This is a genomic window from Acinetobacter sp. P37 (genome assembly GCF_057480965.1).
Map to the genome: position 1 here is coordinate 1 of NZ_JBLIYY010000029.1, position 18,855 is coordinate 18,855.

Genomic DNA, 18,855 nt, shown 5'->3' on the forward strand with positions numbered 1-18,855 from the left:
TAAGATATAACTCATTGAGATGTGTCATAGTATTCGTCGTTAGAAAACAATTATTGTGACATTATTTCAATGAGTTATCTATTTTTGTCGTGTACAGAGATTATTATAGAAGCCCCCATGAATAAATCGCTCATCATTTTCGGCATCGTCAACATAACCTCGGACAGTTTCTCCGATGGAGGCCGGTATCTGGCGCCAGACGCAGCCATTGCGCAGGCGCGTAAGCTGATGGCCGAGGGGGCAGATGTGATCGACCTCGGTCCGGCATCCAGCAATCCCGACGCCGCGCCTGTTTCGTCCGACACAGAAATCGCGCGTATCGCGCCGGTGCTGGACGCGCTCAAGGCAGATGGCATTCCCGTCTCGCTCGACAGTTATCAACCCGCGACGCAAGCCTATGCCTTGTCGCGTGGTGTGGCCTATCTCAATGATATTCGCGGTTTTCCAGACGCTGCGTTCTATCCGCAATTGGCGAAATCATCTGCCAAACTCGTCGTTATGCATTCGGTGCAAGACGGGCAGGCAGATCGGCGCGAGGCACCCGCTGGCGACATCATGGATCACATTGCGGCGTTCTTTGACGCGCGCATCGCGGCGCTGACGGGTGCCGGTATCAAACGCAACCGCCTTGTCCTTGATCCCGGCATGGGGTTTTTTCTGGGGGCTGCTCCCGAAACCTCGCTCTCGGTGCTGGCGCGGTTCGATGAATTGCGGCTGCGCTTCGATTTGCCGGTGCTTCTGTCTGTTTCGCGCAAATCCTTTCTGCGCGCGCTCACAGGCCGTGGTCCGGGGGATGTCGGGGCCGCGACACTCGCTGCAGAGCTTGCCGCCGCCGCAGGTGGAGCTGACTTCATCCGCACACACGAGCCGCGCCCCTTGCGCGACGGGCTGGCGGTATTGGCGGCGCTGAAAGAAACCGCAAGAATTCGTTAACTGCACATTCGGGATATTTCTCTATATTCGCGGTTCAGCAGGCATGTCCCCTTTGAGGGCGACCCGACGACAGGATAATCGACCTTATGGTGCGCAAATATTTCGGCACAGACGGTATTCGTGGCAAAGCCAACGAAGGCGCGATGACGGCGGAAACCGCCTTGCGCGTCGGCATGGCGGCTGGCCGTGTCTTTCGTCGCGGTGACCACCGCCATCGTGTCGTGATCGGCAAGGATACGCGCCTGTCGGGCTATATGCTTGAACCCGCGCTCACAGCCGGTTTCACCTCGATGGGCATGGACGTATTCCTTTTTGGCCCGCTGCCGACAACGTATAGGAAGAATAAACGCCCTTTTCACCCAAGTCCAACAGCTTTGGACCGCAGTTGACTCTTTCGACACCCCTGCGATGCAACCCAATCCGGCTGACGGGGAGCCAGCAACGCTGAAAATTTACCCTCCTCTTTCCCACTAGCGGCTCCTTTTCCGACAACCAGCACGGCGGATCCCTGCCGCGGCGCTGTGAACGCAGCATTTTGATTGGTATCGTTGGCCTTCAGGCTCGTCAGTCAAACAGACCCAGGAGCAGCTCAGCCGGTGGCGCCCGGCTTTCGGGTAACGCCCTGGTCCCGCTGGTTTCGGCTTTGTGCTTCAGGTGATCAAGGATCTGCTTGATCACTATAGGGTCTTCAATGCAGGACTGTATTTACATAAAGCAAGCGCCTTACCCGCTTGTGTTTTGATTTTTTTTGAAACAAATTGTCTTAAGGTTTCTGTGTCCTTAGTGCAATCCATAACTTGCATGTTTTCAATAAGGTCTGCCTCCCAAAGAATCTGAAAATCTTTTCCATCTATTTTTTCAGGCGTATGATGGTTTCCAACTATATAACATACTCTTTCAATTACGAATGGTTCATAATTATGTTCATTTAATATATTTCTTGCAATTGGTACTCCTTCCTGCTCTTGGAGATGTCCCTCCATTGATCCATATTTGCGTAATGCTTCCACAGAACCTATGTCGTGTAAAACAGCACTTAACTCTATAATACAACCAGTCTGACTGTCTACATTTTCTCTTTCAATAATCGTCCGTGTATTTTCTAACACCTTCATTGTGTGATCGACGCCATATGGTACAGTTCTGAAAATATTTTTCATCTCTTTGATTACTTGGTCTAATTTCTCTGATTCTCCTATGTCCTTATATTTCATATCACATTATTTTCTGCTAAGGTCTCAAGAATAAAAAAATCAGGCAATGAACCTATGTTAAGTAATCTTTTTGGTGGCTTTGGTTGATATTGGTTGAAAAGCACAATGACCAAGATGTTAATCCTGGTCTTTGGTTTTTAAGAAAACAAAATTGTATTTTCTTTTCGCTGTATCTCCGAGATGATATGATTTAATGAAGATACCATTTCGTATTTAGTTTACAATATTTCCTTTTATAAAAGAAAATTGCGTAGTATGATTATTAAAAAACACCAAAAGATGTTATTCAAAGAACACATTGATATTAGCTTCAATCTCTAAACCGTTGATTTGGAAATACATAATACCCTATTTGTTCATTCTTTTGTTATTTGTTGTATGTTGCGTTATTCCATCAATAATTTTATTCCAATCTTCGAAATGTAGTTCGTGTCCGGTTCCATCAAGCGTTATTAGTTTTGAGCCGTTTATCTTTTCAAGTAAAACTGCTGAATTCTTAAAATGCCATATTTTATCGTCCGTTCCGTGTACAATTAAGGTTGGTTGATTGATTTCGCTCAATCTGTTCCAGTATTCTTCACCACCTTGCAGTGCCGCATGATTGAACATACTTATATAGTTATTAGCTCTTTTAAATTCGGCTCTAATCAGTTTTTCACTTCTTTGTTTGTCAAATTGTTTCCTGCCGCTCATCAATTCAGCACCTTGAATTAAATAATTTGCCACACTGTCTTCATTTGTCCAATCTACGGTTTCAGCTTTTCCGTGAAAATCTAAAATACGCGTATCCATTTCAGGAATTGTGGGGTCTGAGTCGCCCCAAGGACCTGATGAGATTAGTGTTATTGAACTTACCCTGTCGGCATATTTTATTGATGCTATTTGAGAAATCAGTCCGCCCAGTGAAATTCCCACAAAATTGGCTTTGACTATTTTATAGCCGTCCAAAATTGAAATAGCATCATGGGTTAAGTCAACAATATCATAGGGGGTTGAACCCGGTTCGTAATTAGTAGATTTTCCTACGTCCCTATTGTCGTAGCGAATAACAAAAAATCCCTTTTCAGATAGTTTCTGGCAAAATTCAGCATCCCAATACAACATGGATACCGTTGCTCCCGCAATCAAGAGTATTGCCGGATCTTTTTCACATCCAAAACTTTCGGTAAAAAGTCTTATTCCGTTTTTTTTAACTATTTTCTCTTTCATTTCCTCGCCTTTCTGTTTTATAGATTCATTAGTTTTTGGAAAGAAAAGTCGAGGCTGAACATTTCCGTTTCGTTTATTATTGATTCTGCCTGTGCTTCTCTTCCATAAGCAAACATTTGCTGTTCATAATTTTCAATAGCCTCTTCAATGCTGTTAAATTTCCCATTGGTCAGATTATCCGACAATATCAAGGCATCCATCAACCCACTGTTTACGCCTTGTCCTGCAAAAGGAGGCATCAAATGAGCAGCATCTCCAATCATCGTTATGGGTAATGGACGCTTACTTTTCCAAGACTTATCTAAGGGAAATATTCGTGTCGCTAACCCTACAAAAGATGATGTCAAACGAATCAGTTCTTTGTAGCGTTCGTCCCAATCGGAAAATTTTTTCAGGAGAAAATCAACGACACTATTTCTGTCTTGAAAATCTACCCGCGTTTTGCTTTTCCATTCATCAGGTGTTTTAAAACTTATTCCAAAATGCAATGCACCATTATTATTAGGATTCGCAAATAATAAATTACCTTGATGAGCAGCCATTAGCCGGTTTCCATTGCAAAGCTGAAAAAATCCAGGACAGTTCACCTCCGGTTGATGAATATCGGCTTGTATATTGAAAGTACCTGTTTCTTCAACTTCCGTGTCGGTAACAAATTTTCTTACTTTAGACATTCCACCATTGGCAATAATAACCAGATCTGCTGTTTCACTCGATTTATCCTCAAAAGTTAGTATCCACTTCTCCTTATCAGGTTCAAGGGTAACAAGTTTTCTATCCCAAATGACGGTATCATTTTGTAAACTATTTAATAGGATAGTCCTTAAGTCATTTCTGTTTATTTCAGGATTGTCAAAACGATTTTCGGGTCTTACATTTTTTGTGGTTAAAATATTGCCCTTTTCATCAACAATATTTACACCCATTGGTAAAGCTAAGTCATAATAAGTTTGTAACAATCCCGCTCTTTTCATTGCTTCCTGTCCCGAATCCCTGTGCAGATCAAGTGTCCCACCAAAAATCCTTGCATCTTGGTCTTTGTCTCTCTCGTAAACTGTAATGTCCACGCCGTTTTGCTGTAACAATCTCGCCATTGTTAATCCAACAGGCCCGGCACCAATTATTGTAATTTTTTTATGTTTTAATAAAGTCATATTCTTGTTCGCTGGTTTTAATGTCAACTAATGTCTGTCAATTTAATCACTTTGTTTTTTTAAATTCAAACACGGATTTTCCTGATAACTTTAGCTTTTGCCCTTTTTTTAAGCCGTTCGGAAAGTCAATTGCTAAAATTGCTGTATAATCAATTTCTATTTCAGTGCTGTTGTCAAAATGCCTAAACGATTTAACTGTCTGTGTTCTCTTTGCAAAGTATGTTTTTGCTGTTTCTGCCTGTTGTTTAAACGCTGTTAACCCTTTCAGCGATAACCTTATATCATTATTTTGAATGTTTTCAAAAACAATATTATCGTCAAGGTCTGCAACCATTTTTTTGATATCAAATTGGTTGTATCCATCGATGTAGTTATTGATGATGTTTACTCTGTCGGTCATATTTTGTAATTATTTATCGGTTACATATTGGTGTTGTCTGTAGGTTGTTCTACGATAATTGCCAACTTTTAACTTCTATACGAAGGAACATGTTGGGATACTTGAACTTTCGATTTAGCGCCAACACGAGCAAACCGAAGTTAGCACCTACTCTCTATTCAGCATATTTTTTAAAAATACTTGTGGCAATGTGTCCGCCAAAACCAAAAGTATTACTCATTGCGTAATTCACTTGCCGTTGTTGTGATTGGTGTAACGTCAAGTTAAATATATCCCTATATTCAGGTTCAATATCTACCGAATTGATTGTACGTACAGGAAGAATAAACGCCCTTTTCACCCAAGTCCAACAGCTTTGGACCGCAGTTGACTCTTTCGACACCCCTGCGATGCAACCCAATCCGGCTGACGGGGAGCCAGCAACGCTGAAAATTTACCCTCCTCTTTCCCACTAGCGGCTCCTTTTCCGACAACCAGCACGGCGGATCCCTGCCGCGGCGCTGTGAACGCAGCATTTTGATTGGTATCGTTGGCCTTCAGGCTCGTCAGTCAAACAGACCCAGGAGCAGCTCAGCCGGTGGCGCCCGGCTTTCGGGTAACGCCCTGGTCCCGCTGGTTTCGGCTTTGTGCTTCAGGTGATCAAGGATCTGCTTGATCACTATAGGGTCTTCAATGCAGGCGATGACTTTCATGGCGCCGCCGCAGCCGCTGCAGGTCTCGATGTCGATATTGAAAACACGCTTGAGCCGTTGCGCCCATGTCATCGACGCTCGCCGTTGTGCTGGTGTTGCCGGTTCATCAGCCACCCTGACCTTGTTGCCCCTGCCCCGTTTTGCCGGCGTGACCAACGCCCGGTGCCGACTGTTGGGTGCGAACACCCCGTGGAAGCGGGTTAGGTTGACTCTGGGCTTCGGTACCAGGGCGGCCAGCCTTGCAATGAAATCCAATGGTTCGAAAATGACGTGCGTGGTGCCGTCCCGGTACGGCGTCTTGAGCTGGTAGCGCACGTTGCCGCCTCGTGTTAACGACAGCCGCTTCTCGGATACCGCCGGGCGGCTGATGTACCGGCACAGCCGTTCGAGCTTCTTGCGTTCATCGGCCCTGGCCGCCACGCCGGCGTGCAGGCTAGACCCGGCTACCTTGCCAATCCCGTCACCGAACGGATCACCACTGGTCGGCAGAGTTTGCAAAGTGAACACCTTTCGCCCCGCCTGTGAACCGACAGCGATACGGTAAGTGATCGAGTGCCCCAGCAGGGGTGTCATCGGGTCGTCATCCACCGCATCCGAGGCCAGATAGCTGTTTTCGACATCCCGTTCCAGCAGGCCTTGCCGTTCCAGATAGCGACCCACCCGGTGGGCGATGGTGTGCGTCAGCTGGGTGAGCTCTGGGCTGGTCGGCGCCTTGACCCAGCGGAAACGCGCTGAGCCGTGGGATTGCTCGACATACACACCGTCGAGAAACAGCATGTGGAAGTGAACATTCAGATTGAGCGCCGATCCAAAACGCTGGATCAGGGTGACCGCGCCCGTCTTGGCCACTTGGTGGGTATGGCCCGCTTTCTTGACCAGGTGCGTGGCAATGACGCGGTAAACGATGCCCAGCACCCACCCCATGATCTCGGGCCGGCTGGCAAACAGGAAACGCAGCTGAAACGGGAAGCTCAACACCCACTGACGCATGGGTTGTTCAGGCAGTACTTCATCAACCAGCAAGGCGGCACTTTCGGCCATCCGCCGCGCCCCACAGCTCGGGCAGAAACCGCGACGCTTACAGCTGAAAGCGACCAGGTGCTCGGCGTGGCAAGACTCGCAGCGAACCCGTAGAAAGCCATGCTCCAGCCGCCCGCATTGGAGAAATTCTTCAAATTCCCGTTGCACATAGCCCGGCAATTCCTTTCCCTGCTCTGCCATAAGCGCAGCGAATGCCGGGTAATACTCGTCAACGATCTGATAGAGAAGGGTTTGCTCGGGTCGGTGGCTCTGGTAACGACCAGTATCCCGATCCCGGCTGGCCGTCCTGGCCGCCACATGAGGCATGTTCCGCGTCCTTGCAATACTGTGTTTACATACAGTCTATCGCTTAGCGGAAAGTTCTTTTACCCTCAGCCGAAATGCCTGCCGTTGCTAGACATTGCCAGCCAGTGCCCGTCACTCCCACTCGATTGTAAACAAGCACACAAAACCCTTTAGTGACAACAATTTGCAAGAACTATCAGGCTCAGTGCCATGAAAAATACCATGACCAGATCATGAGGTTGAACACGGCTTGCGCCGGCAGCGTTCACGCTCCTGGTCGGCGATCTCGCCCGGCTGCAATGCTAGCTCAGCATCGGTCATGCGCTCCAGCACGTCGCGTAGGCGGATGGTGCAAGGAATGGGCGGCAGCTCGAACTCATAGCCGCCGGCGATCATTTCGGCCGCAATCTCCTCGGTGATGAAAAACGGCTCGTCGTCTTGGTTCGGCTTCTTCATGCCCTTTCCTCCTGGCGCTCATCCTGGCCGACAGCGGCCAGGGCATCGGCTTCCGTCAATGCGTCCTCCACGAACGCGCCGTGCTGCTTCGCTTCGGCCTGGCTGACCTCGGCCCATATCCGTTTCACCTGGGCCGCACTGTACCCGGCCAGCTCGGCGGTCTTGTTGATGCTGTAGCCGGACTTGCGCAGCGCGACAACTTGGGCGCGGCGCTTCGGATCAGCACGGCGGCCCTTGTACCGCCCGGCCTGGCGGGCCAACTCAATGCCTTGGCGCTGGCGTTCGCGCCTGTCCTCGTAGTCGTCGCGGGCCATCTGCAAGGCCAGGCGAAAAAGCATGATCTGCACGGCTTCCAGCACGATCTTGGCGACGCCCTGGGCCTCGGCCGCCAGGTCGGATAGATCGACCACGCCAGGGACGGCCAGGCTTGCGCCTTTGGCCTGTATCGAGGCCACCAGGCGCTCGGCCTCGGGCAAAGGTAGGCGGCTGATGCGGTCGATCTTCTCGGCAATGACCACCTCGCCGGGCTGTAGGTCGCCGATCATGCGCAGCAGCTCAGGCCGGTCGGCGCGTGCGCCGGATGCCTTCTCACGGTAGATGCCGGCGACGTAGTAGCCGGCGGCCTTCGCGGCCGTAGTGATCGCCTCTTGGCGTTCCAAGTCCTGCGCGTCGGTGCTGACGCGCAGATAGACCCGCGCCACCATCGGCGCGGCTACTGGCTTCGTCCTGCGCATACTTGCGGGCTCCTTTGGGCATACGCAAAGTGTCCGGTCATGCTACCCCCGGCCAAAAAGGCCGTCATGCGATTTATCTTGGCCGGGTCGTTATTGGCGGGTCTAAATGGCCGCTCCGTGGATCTCATCGCCAGAAATGGCGATGCGAGATCCAGGGCAGGGCGGCCGCCATCGTCAGACCTGGCGATGGTCGACGCCGGCGCGCATCGTCGGATGCGGCGATGCTCGAGCGAGGCGAAAAAAAACCGCCTCGGGGTATCCGAGGCGGCAAGTCTGCATGCGGTTCAGGGAGGAAGAAACCGCGCCGGCGATCAGGGAGGAAAACCGCGCGGCCTGATGTGCAGCTCGGCCACTTTAGCCGGATTTTTCGACTTATCCGATGCGAGCGGCCCGCCGTGGGCGCTGCTCGATCTGCTGTTGCTTTTTCTCGACGTGCTTCTGCTCCTGGTGCTGCTGCTCGTCGCGCTGCACCTGGCTGATGGCCGCGCCGATCTGCCGCTTCACGCCCTCGATGCCCAGCTCGCTCTTGTGCGCCAAGTCGTTGAAGTCGGTGTGCTGCTTCATCGTGGACAGCGCCGCGATCTGCGCGCCGCTCAACATCGACGCCTTGAGCTTGGCCGCCTCGTCGCCGGCCAGCTCGACCTTGCCGGCGGCGGCGTCGGCAAGGCGCTGCTCGGCGCGCAGGTGGGTCTTGAAGCTGTCGGGCGTGATGGCGGGCAAGTCGCGCGGGTAGGTGTTCTCGGCCGGCGCGAAGATCGGGAAGATCGCCTTGCCGCCCACGGCCTGGGCGGCCGCCTCGGCCTTCTCCCGGCCGGGGTTGTTGCCGTGGGTCATGACCAGGTGCCGGTCGTCGTCGCCGGCGATGATGACCGGCTTGTCCGGGAACTTGGCGTGCAGCGCCTTCGCCACGGCCTCAAGGTTGCCGCTGTCGAAGGCGGCGACCGTGGCGTGGCCCACGGCCTCGGCCACCTGGGCCGCCGTGGCGTAGCCCTCCGAGATCACCAGCGCCGGCGCGGCCGCCAGGGCGTCCATGCCGCCGACCGGGTGGAAGCATCCTTCCTTCTTCGAGTCCTTGGCGAACCGCTTAGTGCCGTCCTCCTGGATGTATTGCATCGTCCATTGCTTGCCCTCTGCGTCGAAGGCCGGGATGTAGGTCTTCTGGCCTTCGCGGTCGGTCATCACGCCGGCCTGCGCCTGGATGCCTTTGGCTTGCAGGTAGGGCGTCGGCTGCTCGATGGGCACGAGGTCGGCCATCTGCCGACCGACGCGCTGCGCGGTGGCCTCCTGGGCCTTGTCCTGCTCGACGGCTCGCTGTGCCAGCTTCTCGGCCGCCTCGGCCTGGAGCTTGGCCTTCTCCTGGTCGCTCAAGGCGTAGCCCTTGCTCTTCCAGGTAATGTCCGTGCCGGTCTTGTTGTTGATGATCCGCCCGGCCGGGTGCCCGTCCAGGTGGCCCACGTAGAAGCCATCGAGCGCGCCCTTCTTGCCGCCCTCGACCGGCACGCGGTGCCGCTTGCCATCCATGATCGGGTGATCGCCCTGGGCGTTGCTGCCGGTGAACAGGCCGGCGCTGCGCATGGCCTCGGCGAACTCTTCCCTTGGCGTCATCGCTGGCCCTTGCTGGGCCTGCACGTTCTCGGGCTTCCAGCGTTCGAGCTTCGCCGCGTCGGCGCGCGGGCCGACATACCAGGACTTCGCGGCCTTGTCCCAAAGCGCGCCGGCGGCCTTGGCCGCGTTGCGCTGCTCGTAGGGCACGGCCAGGTACTGGCGGGCCTGCTGGGCCTGCTGCGCGGGCTTCTGCGCCTCGCCCTGGGCTTCGGGTGCCGGCTGGGCCGAACGCGGCTCTACGGCCGCTGTAGCGGCTCCCTGCGCCCATTTGGCGAAGGGAGCGGCATCGGTGCCCGGCGGCACGTACCAGGACTGTTGCTGCCGATCCCAACGCGCCCCGAGGCTCTTGGCCTCGTCCTTCTCCTTGTACGGCACGTTGATGTACTGCCGTTCGGGCTTCTCGGCCTGCGGCTGCGCCTGCTGCCGCTCGCGTTCCTGGCGCTCCAGCTCGGCCGCGCGGCGCTGTCGTTGAGCATGGCCGACGCCTCGGCGGTCTTGCGTGCCTCTTTAGCGGCTGAAATGTCCTCTTCGGTCGCGTTGGGGTCGGGCGCGTAGTTGTTCAGCTCGTCCAGGCTGCGAACCTGGTGGGGTTCACCGTCCTGGTCGTGGAACGCAAAGATGCGCTGGCCGTCGCTCCACCTGGCTTCGGCGTCGATGCTCGACACGATCTGTTCGCCGTGCTGCTGGAGCTGCTGCGCGAGGTGGAGCTGTTCGGCCATGTTGGCGAACTCTTGCGCCAAGCCCTTGCGCTCCAGGTAGGCGTTGTCGGTGTCGGTGTGGCTCGGGTCGATGCCGAACACCGGCGACAGCCGGTCATGCGCGACCGCGTAGAACTGCTCGGGATCGGTGCCGGTGATGCTGCCCACGGTTTCGAGGCCACGGCTGCGCAAGGCGTCTTCCAGGGTGTCGCCCTGGAATGCCTGGTAGTGGCTGAAAGACACGTCCGGGTTGTCCAGGACTTCGGCAATGTCCACGGCCAGGGCCTGGGCCACGGCTTCGTCCTGGGCCTGGCTCTGCTGCTGGTCTTGCTCCTGAACCTGCTTCTGCTCGAAGGCCAGCACGTAGTCGTGAATCTTCTCGGCATCGGCGGCCGCGCGGAACACCTCCAGCGGCTCGTCTTGCAGCGCCTTGATCCACGAACCCACATAGGCGGCGTGCTGGCCCGGATCGTGGCCGATGCCCAGCTCGTCGCCGACGATCATGGAAGCGATCTCGCCGCCACCGCCTGCCACGGCTGAACCGCCGCCCGTTTCGAGCACCCAGGCGCTGCGCGACGAACCGATTGTGCGAACCGAAAAGCCTGCGGCATCCAATGCCGCGTCGGTCGCCACAAAGCCGCTAAACGTGCTTTGAGGAAGCCCGGTCGTATTCGTTCTTTTGTGACCGACCAGCGCCGCGCCGGGGTACTTGAAGGTTCCGGGCGCGACCTGCCAGATTTCGGCGATGTCGAACGGCACCGGACGGTCGCTAGTCAGGAAATCATGCTGCCTGAGCCTCTCGTGGTGAGTGCCGTTCAGCACCGTACCGGGTACAAGGCAGGCGATGCAGGCATCCGGTCCTAAATAACGGTCGATGGCATGAAGCAGGTGCATCGTGCCCAGCTCGAGATGGAGAAAGGACTGTCCTGCGGGCTGGATACCGTAGAGTTTCGCCCGGCCTCTCAGTAAGTCCCGGTACGGATTGTCGGCCAGCCCGCTCATGGCGAGCCATGGCGGATTGGACACGAGCCCGTTGAAGTGGCCGGTAAGAAGGCCCGGCCTGTAGGTATTGCGCAGGATGAACGCCCAGATGCCGTTGCGCCCGGCAACGGCCAGTTCGGCCATGCGATGCGCCAGCGGGAACAGCGCCTCGGAAAGCTGAGTGTAAAGCTCCGGCGACAACGTGATCCCGAACGCCGCAATCGTACCGTCGAGAAAACTGTCTGCGTCCGCCTTTGTGAAACCCTCAACGGTTCCGCGCCGCTGCGCATCACGCGCTTCGTCATAGGCCCAGTCCACGATCCGGTCGAAAAACTCCCGGTACGTCGGCTGCACCAACGCTGTCGGTAAATGTACGGTCGTGCCGTCAAGCGATATCGGAAGGCACTGTTGCAAATAGGCTGACATGATAAGCTAAATATCTTATTTATTTCGAGATACAGCAGATGAATCCCTTCCATGGTCGGCACTTTCAAGGTGAAATCATTCTTTGGGCTGTTCGTTGGTATTGTAAATATGGCATCAGCTATCGTGAACTTCAAGAAATGCTCGCTGAACGGGGTGTGAATGTTGACCACACCACAATTTATCGTTGGGTTCAGCGTTATGCTCCAGAAATGGAAAAACGCTTACGCTGGTATTGGCGTAATCCTACAGATTTACATTCATGGCATATGGATGAGACTTATATCAAAGTGAAGGGGCGATGGACTTACCTGTATCGTGCAGTTGATCAACGTGGTCATACGATTGACTTTTACCTTTCCGCTAGACGGAACAGTAAATCAGCCTATTGTTTTTTAGGAAAAATCTTCAATACGGTGAAAAAATGGCAAATTCCACGGGTCATCAATACAGATAAAGCAGCGACCTATGGCCATGCTTTATCACGGTTAAAGCGAGAAGGAAAATGTCCAGTAGATATTGAGCACAGGCAGATTAAGTATAAAAATAATGTCATTGAATGTGATCATGGTAAGTTAAAGCGGATCATCAGGGCCACATTAGGATTCAAATCTATGAAGACGGCTTATGCCACAATTAAAGGTATTGAAGTCATGCGTGCACTACGTAAAGGACAAGCATCGTCATTTTATTATGGTCAGCCTCAAGGTGAAGTGTGTCTAATCAACAGGGTTTTCGGTCTCTAAGCACTTTTAAAAAGGAACTTCATCGACTCAAATCTCTATTTGCAACAGTGCCCCGGCTCTCATCGAAGAAGGAGTCCTCGGTGAGATTCAGAATGCCGAACACCGTCACCATGGCGTCGGCCTCCGCAGCGACTTCCACGATGGGGATCGGGCGAGCAAAAAGGCAGCAATTATGAGCCCCATACCTACAAAGCCCCACGCATCAAGCTTTTGCCCATGAAGCAACCAGGCAATGGCTGTAATTATGACGACGCCGAGTCCCGACCAGACTGCATAAGCAACACCGACAGGGATGGATTTCAGAACCAGAGAAAGAAAATAAAATGCGATGCCATAACCGATTATGACAACGGCGGAAGGGGCAAGCTTAGTAAAGCCCTCGCTAGATTTTAATGCGGATGTTGCGATTACTTCGCCAACTATTGCGATAACAAGAAAAAGCCAGCCTTTCATGATATATCTCCCAATTTGTGTAGGGCTTATTATGCACGCTTAAAAATAATAAAAGCAGACTTGACCTGATAGTTTGGCTGTGAGCAATTATGTGCTTAGTGCATCTAACGCTTGAGTTAAGCCGCGCCGCGAAGCGGCGTCGGCTTGAACGAATTGTTAGACATTATTTGCCGACTACCTTGGTGATCTCGCCTTTCACGTAGTGAACAAATTCTTCCAACTGATCTGCGCGGGAGGCCAAGCGATCTTCTTCTTGTCCAAGATAAGCCTGTCTAGCTTCAAGTATGACGGGCTGATACTGGGCCGGCAGGCGCTCCATTGCCCAGTCGGCAGCGACATCCTTCGGCGCGATTTTGCCGGTTACTGCGCTGTACCAAATGCGGGACAACGTAAGCACTACATTTCGCTCATCGCCAGCCCAGTCGGGCGGCGAGTTCCATAGCGTTAAGGTTTCATTTAGCGCCTCAAATAGATCCTGTTCAGGAACCGGATCAAAGAGTTCCTCCGCCGCTGGACCTACCAAGGCAACGCTATGTTCTCTTGCTTTTGTCAGCAAGATAGCCAGATCAATGTCGATCGTGGCTGGCTCGAAGATACCTGCAAGAATGTCATTGCGCTGCCATTCTCCAAATTGCAGTTCGCGCTTAGCTGGATAACGCCACGGAATGATGTCGTCGTGCACAACAATGGTGACTTCTACAGCGCGGAGAATCTCGCTCTCTCCAGGGGAAGCCGAAGTTTCCAAAAGGTCGTTGATCAAAGCTCGCCGCGTTGTTTCATCAAGCCTTACGGTCACCGTAACCAGCAAATCAATATCACTGTGTGGCTTCAGGCCGCCATCCACTGCGGAGCCGTACAAATGTACGGCCAGCAACGTCGGTTCGAGATGGCGCTCGATGACGCCAACTACCTCTGATAGTTGAGTCGATACTTCGGCGATCACCGCTTCCCTCATGATGTTTAACGCCTGAGCTCAGCCGACCGAAACCGCGTAGCGGTTTTGGGTCGGCTGCAGCGATTTGTTGGGCGATAGCTTGCCACATTCTCTCAACGATTGGGATTTGATGTACTTTCCGCACTTTGTAGCGCGACCACATCATGCTCCCCCTGGCCGCGAGAGCCCTTCACTCGGGAAACACAAGACAGACCGAGCACGACTGTTGCAAGGGTCAAACAGTACACGACAACCGGCCAAGCCGTGTTGCGCGGCAACAGCGAAATGATCAACGTTCCGATGCTTCCTAGCAGTACACCGCCCAAGCAGAAGTAGACTGCCGTGACCGTTCCAGCAACATGGTCGAATCCTCGAAGAGCGCCATTGGGCGCCACAGATACCGCTGTGGCGACACCAATACCCACTAGCCACATTGGAGCAATAAAGCCTAACACGGACTGCAAAGCCCATATTTCGGTGATGGCAAGCAATACTGCTCCAGCTATCAGGCATCCCATTCCCATTCGCAAGACACTTGGGCTGCCCCACTTGGGTATCACACGCCCCATAAAACGAGCCGTAAACACCATGGCAATTGCCACTGTGGCGAACAGCAGGCTGAAGCCAAGCTGAGACACACCTTGCCTGCCCATCATTAGTCCGGGCGCAATGGAGAAAAAGACGAAGAAGCTACCCATTCCAGCGGCGTAACACAACGTGTACAACCAGAAGTTCAGGCACTTAACGGGGAGTAGCAGCTGCGACCATTGCAAGCCCGCAACTCGTTGCACCCGGGTTTCAGGCCAGAATCGCCACGCTGCTGCAGATGCAGCGATCATGCCCAAACCTAGAAACGCAAAGATAGCCCGCCACCCAAGCCACATGTCGACGAGCGCTCCGAGCAATGGGCCTACCGCCGGGACTATGGCCAGCATGGATCCGAGTATGCCGTAAATGACATTACTTTCCTCGCGACCTGCGTAAATGTCACGTACTGTTGCAAATGTGGAAACAAGGCACGCCGAGGCACCACAAGCCTGAAGAATCCGAAGCCCCAGAAAGACTTCAGCCGATGACGTAAGAGCGAGGCCCATTGACGCCACAACGTAGGCGAGGCCACCTCCCAGTAGAACGGGGCGGCGCCCCAGTCGGTCCGATAGCGGTCCAAACAAGAGCTGACCGGCACCAATCATGACCAAGTACGTTGTCAGCGTAAGCTGAATTGTGCTCGCTGTCGTACCAAGCGCGTTTGGCATAAACGGCACTGCTGGCAAGTACATGTCCATGCCGAGTGATGCCAATAAATCGAACGGTGATAACAACAACACCGTGGCGGCAAGGGAGTACCGCCAACTAAAGTTTTTTGAGCGCACGAAACCATCTCCTTGAACAAAGGATTTGGCGGCGCTCCCGTAGAGCAAAAGGATTCATGAGAACGCCGCAACAACCGAAAAATGAAGGTTGCTGCGGCTTACTTGTCTGCGTTCTTGGAAGTGCTCATCTGCTGACTATCTCATGATTAAATTTGAATCGTAACAACTTTCAAGCAACTCTGCAAGGAGCCTTATTGTGCGCCCAACGCCGGAGTTAAGCCGCCGCGCGTAGCGCGGTCGGCTTGAACGAATTGTTAGACATCATTTACCAACTGACTTGATGATCTCGCCTTTCACAAAGCGAATAAATTCTTCCAAGTGATCTGCGCGTGAGGCCAAGTGATCTTCTTTTTGTCCCAGATAAGCTTGCTTAGCTTCAAGTAAGACGGGCTGATACTGGGCAGGTAGGCGTTTTATTGCCCAGTCGGCAGCGACATCCTTCGGCGCGATTTTGCCGGTTATTGCGCTGTACCAAATGCGGGACAACGTAAGCACTACATTTCGCTCATCGCCGGCCCAGTCGGGCTGCGAGTTCCATAGCTTCAAGGTTTCCCTCAGCGCCTCGAATAGATCCTGTTCAGGAACCGGGTCAAAGAATTCCTCCGCTGCCGGACCTACCAAGGCAACGCTATGTTCTCTTGCTTTTGTAAGCAGGATAGCTAGATCAATGTCGATCATGGCTGGCTCGAAGATACCCGCAAGAATGTCATTGCGCTGCCATTCTCCAAATTGCAGCTCGCGCTTAGCCGGATAACGCCACGGGATGATGTCGTCATGCACGACAAGGGTGACTTCTATAGCGCGGAGCGTCTCGCTCTCGCCAGGGAAAGCCGAAGCCTCCATAAGGTCATTGAGCAATGCTCGCCGCGTCGTTTCATCAAGCTTTACGGCCACAGTAACCAACAAATCAATATCGCTGTATGGCTTCAGGCCGCCATCCACTGCGGAGCCGTACAAATGCACGGCCAGCAACGTTGATTCCAGATGGCGCTCAATGACGCTTAGCACCTCTGATAGTTGGTTCGAAATTTCGATGGTCACCGCTACCCTCATGATGTCTAACGCCGCCATAAGTTGCGGCTTTGGAGTTGATTGTTTTGTGGTAGCGTAGCGTTAAACCACAAAACAAGCGACGGAAAAGCCGTCAACTTGATGGCCTTGTTAGCCTTATCAGCGCGACTGTGATGTATAAACGTCAAAAATTGAATGACCAATTTTAACAATCGCATCATTTCGCTCTGCCATTGAAGCCTGTGTTTGAGCTAGATAGATGCTCACAATAATTGGGGCTTGATGCTCACTCCACACAACTGCTGTAATACTCCGAGCACCAAATCCGCCAGCACCTGAGCGATCCGCAATGTTCCATCCCGCCGGCAATACTGAACGTAGTAAATTACCAGTGACTTGATTGTTCACCATCCAAGACTCTAATTTTTTCTGGTTCATTTCAGATAGCGCGGAACCAAATAAAAATTTATTCAAAGTACTGGCTATTGCCTTAGGAGTTGTCGTATCCCTCAAATCACCGAGCTTACCTTCATTTAAATCAGGCTCAATACGGTCTAGACGAGTCTCTTTGTCCCCAATTTGTCTTAAAAAATCAGTAACGCCTTTGGGGCCACCTACAGCACTTAGGATGATATTTGCCGCAGTATTATCACTTGTAGTCATAGTTGCGAAGCACGCATCATCGAGTGTGATTGCCTGCCCTACTTGCTTTTCTATTACAGGGGAATAGGTCACAAGATCTGCTTTCTTAATCTCGACTGTACTATTGGGATTAACTTTTCCTTGCTCAGCATCATATAGTAATTTAGCGCAAGCTATTGTTTTAAAAGTACTTGTTAACGGGAAGCGCTGATTGCCATTGTAATCCCAATATTCTCCATTTTGAGTATCAAGAACGGAAACACCTATACGAGCAGAAAGAGAAACTTCAATTGCCTTAACGTCTTGTTCAACTTGCTGAAACTTTGAACTACTTGCAAAAACCACGGATGGTATTAAAAGCGAAAATGCCAATAAAAACTTCATGTAAGTAACCCCATAATTTTGATTGTCACACATTTTATATAAAAGCATGAGGCTCCATAATATGGCTAACGCCCGCCTCAACTGCCGGAGGTTAATGGCGCCTTTTTTGCAGCTCCACCGCAAAAAAAGGTGACAGTAACCGGAGGTCAGATTGCAGGCGCTTGTTAACTCTTTTGCCAGATTTGATAACAATAGTTAATGTTAGACTCGAAATCTTGCTCAAATACCAACTTGAATGTATCTGGGATTTCAGGAAAAACTATGTCTCCATCTCGCTCGATGTCGACTGTTGAAATATGCAAAGTATCTACTTTGGAAATCAAGCTTTTGTATATTTCACCACCACCAGAAACGATAACATGATCCGTGATTTCCTCTAAATTTATTAAGGCATCCTGAATTGAGGAGAAAACCATTACACCCTCATCATTCGTAGAAAAATTAGAGCGAGTTACAACTGCATACTTTCGATTTGGGAGAGCGCCCATTGACTCAAAAGTTTTGCGTCCAACTAAAAGCCATTGATTATATGTAATTGCCTTAAATAGAAGTTGCTCGCCTTTGGCGCTCCATGGAATATCTGGTCCATTACCGATAATACCGTTCTTCGACTTGGCAGCCATTAGTGATAACTTCACGATTTCTCCCTCGAGTTAACTTTGTTTTAGGGCGACTGCCCTGCTGCGTAACATCGTTGCTGCTCCATAACATCAAACATCGACCCACGGCGTAACGCGCTTGCTGCTTGGATGCCCGAGGCATAGACTGTACAAAAAAACAGTCATAACAAGCCATGAAAACCGCCACTGCGCCGTTACCACCGCTGCGTTCGGTCAAGGTTCTGGACCAGTTGCGTGAGCGCATACGCTACTTGCATTACAGCTTACCAACCGAACAGGCTTATGTCCACTGGGTTCGTGCCTTCATCCGTTTCCACGGTGTGCGTCACCCGGCAACCTTGGGCAGCAGCGAAGTCGAGGCATTTCTGTCCTGGCTGGCGAACGAGCGCAAGGTTTCGGTCTCCACGCATCGTCAGGCATTGGCGGCCTTGCTGTTCTTCTACGGCAAGGTGCTGTGCACGGATCTGCCCTGGCTTCAGGAGATCGGAAGACCTCGGCCGTCGCGGCGCTTGCCGGTGGTGCTGACCCCGGATGAAGTGGTTCGCATCCTCGGTTTTCTGGAAGGCGAGCATCGTTTGTTCGCCCAGCTTCTGTATGGAACGGGCATGCGGATCAGTGAGGGTTTGCAACTGCGGGTCAAGGATCTGGATTTCGATCACGGCACGATCATCGTGCGGGAGGGCAAGGGCTCCAAGGATCGGGCCTTGATGTGGCACTGTTGCAAAGTTAGCGATGAGGCAGCCTTTTGTCTTATTCAAAGGCCTTACATTTCAAAAACTCTGCTTACCAGGCGCATTTCGCCCAGGGGATCACCATAATAAAATGCTGAGGCCTGGCCTTTGCGTAGTGCACGCATCACCTCAATAC

At 52.3% G+C, this 18,855-nt stretch carries 18 protein-coding genes and 4 pseudogenes; 4 read left to right on the forward strand and 18 right to left on the reverse strand.

Annotated features, from left to right (window positions below; translation table 11 throughout):
- Window positions 1-117: 117 nt before the first annotated feature.
- Window positions 118-933: a sulfonamide-resistant dihydropteroate synthase Sul2 gene (gene sul2, locus AC25JC_RS16620; RefSeq protein ID WP_001043260.1), complete on the forward strand. Its 816-nt coding sequence runs from the start codon at window positions 118-120 to the stop codon at window positions 931-933.
- Window positions 934-1,019: 86 nt separating this feature from the next.
- The gene (locus AC25JC_RS16625; protein ID WP_000251875.1) at window positions 1,020-1,322 is read left to right on the forward strand and encodes a phosphoglucosamine mutase; all 303 of its coding nucleotides are present in this window, start codon (window positions 1,020-1,022) and stop codon (window positions 1,320-1,322) included.
- 288 nt (window positions 1,323-1,610) lie between these two features.
- Here AC25JC_RS16625 and AC25JC_RS16630 read toward each other — a convergent pair whose 3' ends face one another.
- The 11 genes and pseudogenes from AC25JC_RS16630 to AC25JC_RS16680 form a co-directional block, all read right to left on the reverse strand.
- Window positions 1,611-2,147: an HD domain-containing protein gene (locus tag AC25JC_RS16630; protein ID WP_159138992.1), complete on the reverse strand. Its 537-nt coding sequence runs from the start codon at window positions 2,145-2,147 to the stop codon at window positions 1,611-1,613.
- Between the two features lie 348 nt (window positions 2,148-2,495).
- Window positions 2,496-3,356, reverse strand: a complete 861-nt coding sequence (gene estT, locus AC25JC_RS16635) for a macrolide hydrolase EstT (protein ID WP_077782102.1) — start codon at window positions 3,354-3,356, stop codon at window positions 2,496-2,498.
- 17 nt (window positions 3,357-3,373) lie between these two features.
- Window positions 3,374-4,510, reverse strand: coding sequence for a tetracycline-inactivating monooxygenase Tet(X) (gene tet(X) / locus AC25JC_RS16640; protein ID WP_044502094.1), 1,137 nt, complete (start codon window positions 4,508-4,510; stop codon window positions 3,374-3,376).
- 46 nt (window positions 4,511-4,556) lie between these two features.
- The gene (locus AC25JC_RS16645; protein WP_218949381.1) at window positions 4,557-4,910 is read right to left on the reverse strand and encodes a hypothetical protein; all 354 of its coding nucleotides are present in this window, start codon (window positions 4,908-4,910) and stop codon (window positions 4,557-4,559) included.
- Between the two features lie 154 nt (window positions 4,911-5,064).
- Complete coding sequence (locus AC25JC_RS16650; RefSeq protein ID WP_218946392.1) at window positions 5,065-5,292, reverse strand: hypothetical protein; 228 nt, start codon at window positions 5,290-5,292, stop codon at window positions 5,065-5,067.
- Between the two features lie 163 nt (window positions 5,293-5,455).
- Window positions 5,456-6,949 carry an IS91-like element ISCR2 family transposase gene (locus AC25JC_RS16655; protein ID WP_001120888.1) on the reverse strand — a complete coding sequence of 498 codons (1,494 nt, stop codon included), beginning with the start codon at window positions 6,947-6,949 and terminating at the stop codon, window positions 5,456-5,458.
- 210 nt (window positions 6,950-7,159) lie between these two features.
- Window positions 7,160-7,384 (reverse strand): hypothetical protein, encoded by a 225-nt coding sequence (locus AC25JC_RS16660; protein ID WP_000743213.1) that lies wholly within the window; start codon window positions 7,382-7,384, stop codon window positions 7,160-7,162.
- Window positions 7,381-8,118: a recombinase family protein gene (locus tag AC25JC_RS16665; RefSeq protein ID WP_001446887.1), complete on the reverse strand. Its 738-nt coding sequence runs from the start codon at window positions 8,116-8,118 to the stop codon at window positions 7,381-7,383. The genes AC25JC_RS16660 and AC25JC_RS16665 overlap by 4 nt, the downstream gene beginning before the upstream one ends.
- Before the next feature lie 372 nt (window positions 8,119-8,490).
- Window positions 8,491-10,026, reverse strand: a complete 1,536-nt coding sequence (locus AC25JC_RS16670; RefSeq protein WP_486924480.1) for a DUF5710 domain-containing protein — start codon at window positions 10,024-10,026, stop codon at window positions 8,491-8,493.
- A gap of 18 nt (window positions 10,027-10,044) precedes the next feature.
- Window positions 10,045-10,098, reverse strand: a pseudogene (locus tag AC25JC_RS16675) (DUF5710 domain-containing protein); the annotation flags it as partial.
- Window positions 10,099-10,820: 722 nt separating this feature from the next.
- Window positions 10,821-11,828: pseudogene (locus AC25JC_RS16680) on the reverse strand (zincin-like metallopeptidase domain-containing protein); the annotation flags it as partial.
- 38 nt (window positions 11,829-11,866) lie between these two features.
- Here AC25JC_RS16680 and AC25JC_RS16685 point away from each other — a divergent pair.
- Complete coding sequence (locus tag AC25JC_RS16685) at window positions 11,867-12,571, forward strand: IS6-like element IS1008 family transposase (RefSeq protein WP_001067790.1); 705 nt, start codon at window positions 11,867-11,869, stop codon at window positions 12,569-12,571.
- Window positions 12,572-12,676: 105 nt separating this feature from the next.
- Here AC25JC_RS16685 and AC25JC_RS16690 read toward each other — a convergent pair whose 3' ends face one another.
- The 6 genes from AC25JC_RS16690 to dfrA16 all read right to left on the reverse strand — a co-directional run bounded on the left by AC25JC_RS16690 (window position 12,677) and on the right by dfrA16 (window position 18,006).
- Entirely contained in the window at window positions 12,677-13,024 is a 348-nt protein-coding gene (locus tag AC25JC_RS16690; RefSeq protein ID WP_000679427.1) for a quaternary ammonium compound efflux SMR transporter QacE delta 1, read from the reverse strand.
- A 163-nt stretch (window positions 13,025-13,187) separates the two neighbouring features.
- Window positions 13,188-13,979 carry an ANT(3'')-Ia family aminoglycoside nucleotidyltransferase AadA1 gene (gene aadA1 / locus AC25JC_RS16695; protein WP_001206316.1) on the reverse strand — a complete coding sequence of 264 codons (792 nt, stop codon included), beginning with the start codon at window positions 13,977-13,979 and terminating at the stop codon, window positions 13,188-13,190.
- A gap of 92 nt (window positions 13,980-14,071) precedes the next feature.
- A complete protein-coding gene (locus tag AC25JC_RS16700) occupies window positions 14,072-15,331 on the reverse strand; it encodes a chloramphenicol efflux MFS transporter CmlA6 (protein WP_001256773.1) in 1,260 nt (419 codons plus the stop codon).
- A 261-nt stretch (window positions 15,332-15,592) separates the two neighbouring features.
- Window positions 15,593-16,384: an ANT(3'')-Ia family aminoglycoside nucleotidyltransferase AadA2 gene (locus AC25JC_RS16705; RefSeq protein WP_001261740.1), complete on the reverse strand. Its 792-nt coding sequence runs from the start codon at window positions 16,382-16,384 to the stop codon at window positions 15,593-15,595.
- Window positions 16,385-16,501: 117 nt separating this feature from the next.
- Entirely contained in the window at window positions 16,502-17,368 is an 867-nt protein-coding gene (locus AC25JC_RS16710) for a PSE family carbenicillin-hydrolyzing class A beta-lactamase CARB-2 (protein ID WP_001931474.1), read from the reverse strand.
- A gap of 164 nt (window positions 17,369-17,532) precedes the next feature.
- Window positions 17,533-18,006, reverse strand: coding sequence for a trimethoprim-resistant dihydrofolate reductase DfrA16 (gene dfrA16 / locus AC25JC_RS16715; protein WP_032490158.1), 474 nt, complete (start codon window positions 18,004-18,006; stop codon window positions 17,533-17,535).
- Window positions 18,007-18,161: 155 nt separating this feature from the next.
- Here dfrA16 and intI1 point away from each other — a divergent pair.
- A pseudogene (intI1, locus tag AC25JC_RS16720) lies at window positions 18,162-18,698 on the forward strand (class 1 integron integrase IntI1); the annotation flags it as partial.
- 53 nt (window positions 18,699-18,751) lie between these two features.
- On the opposite strand, the pseudogene AC25JC_RS16725 reads toward intI1, so the two are convergent.
- Window positions 18,752-18,855 (reverse strand): annotated as a pseudogene (locus AC25JC_RS16725) (IS6 family transposase); the annotation flags it as partial.

Excerpts from the sequence above, each read along its gene's own strand:
- AC25JC_RS16705 (WP_001261740.1), bottom strand. The coding sequence starts at position 16,384 with ATGAGGGTAGCGGTGACCATCGAAATTTCGAACCAACTATCAGAGGTG.
- AC25JC_RS16645 (WP_218949381.1), bottom strand. The coding sequence starts at position 4,910 with ATGACCGACAGAGTAAACATCATCAATAACTACATCGATGGATACAAC.
- sul2 (WP_001043260.1), top strand. The coding sequence starts at position 118 with ATGAATAAATCGCTCATCATTTTCGGCATCGTCAACATAACCTCGGAC.
- AC25JC_RS16685 (WP_001067790.1), top strand. The coding sequence starts at position 11,867 with ATGAATCCCTTCCATGGTCGGCACTTTCAAGGTGAAATCATTCTTTGG.
- aadA1 (WP_001206316.1), bottom strand. The coding sequence starts at position 13,979 with ATGAGGGAAGCGGTGATCGCCGAAGTATCGACTCAACTATCAGAGGTA.
- AC25JC_RS16710 (WP_001931474.1), bottom strand. The coding sequence starts at position 17,368 with ATGAAGTTTTTATTGGCATTTTCGCTTTTAATACCATCCGTGGTTTTT.
- AC25JC_RS16655 (WP_001120888.1), bottom strand. The coding sequence starts at position 6,949 with ATGCCTCATGTGGCGGCCAGGACGGCCAGCCGGGATCGGGATACTGGT.
- AC25JC_RS16665 (WP_001446887.1), bottom strand. The coding sequence starts at position 8,118 with ATGCGCAGGACGAAGCCAGTAGCCGCGCCGATGGTGGCGCGGGTCTAT.
- AC25JC_RS16690 (WP_000679427.1), bottom strand. The coding sequence starts at position 13,024 with ATGAAAGGCTGGCTTTTTCTTGTTATCGCAATAGTTGGCGAAGTAATC.
- AC25JC_RS16625 (WP_000251875.1), top strand. The coding sequence starts at position 1,020 with ATGGTGCGCAAATATTTCGGCACAGACGGTATTCGTGGCAAAGCCAAC.
- estT (WP_077782102.1), bottom strand. The coding sequence starts at position 3,356 with ATGAAAGAGAAAATAGTTAAAAAAAACGGAATAAGACTTTTTACCGAA.
- AC25JC_RS16660 (WP_000743213.1), bottom strand. The coding sequence starts at position 7,384 with ATGAAGAAGCCGAACCAAGACGACGAGCCGTTTTTCATCACCGAGGAG.
- AC25JC_RS16630 (WP_159138992.1), bottom strand. The coding sequence starts at position 2,147 with ATGAAATATAAGGACATAGGAGAATCAGAGAAATTAGACCAAGTAATC.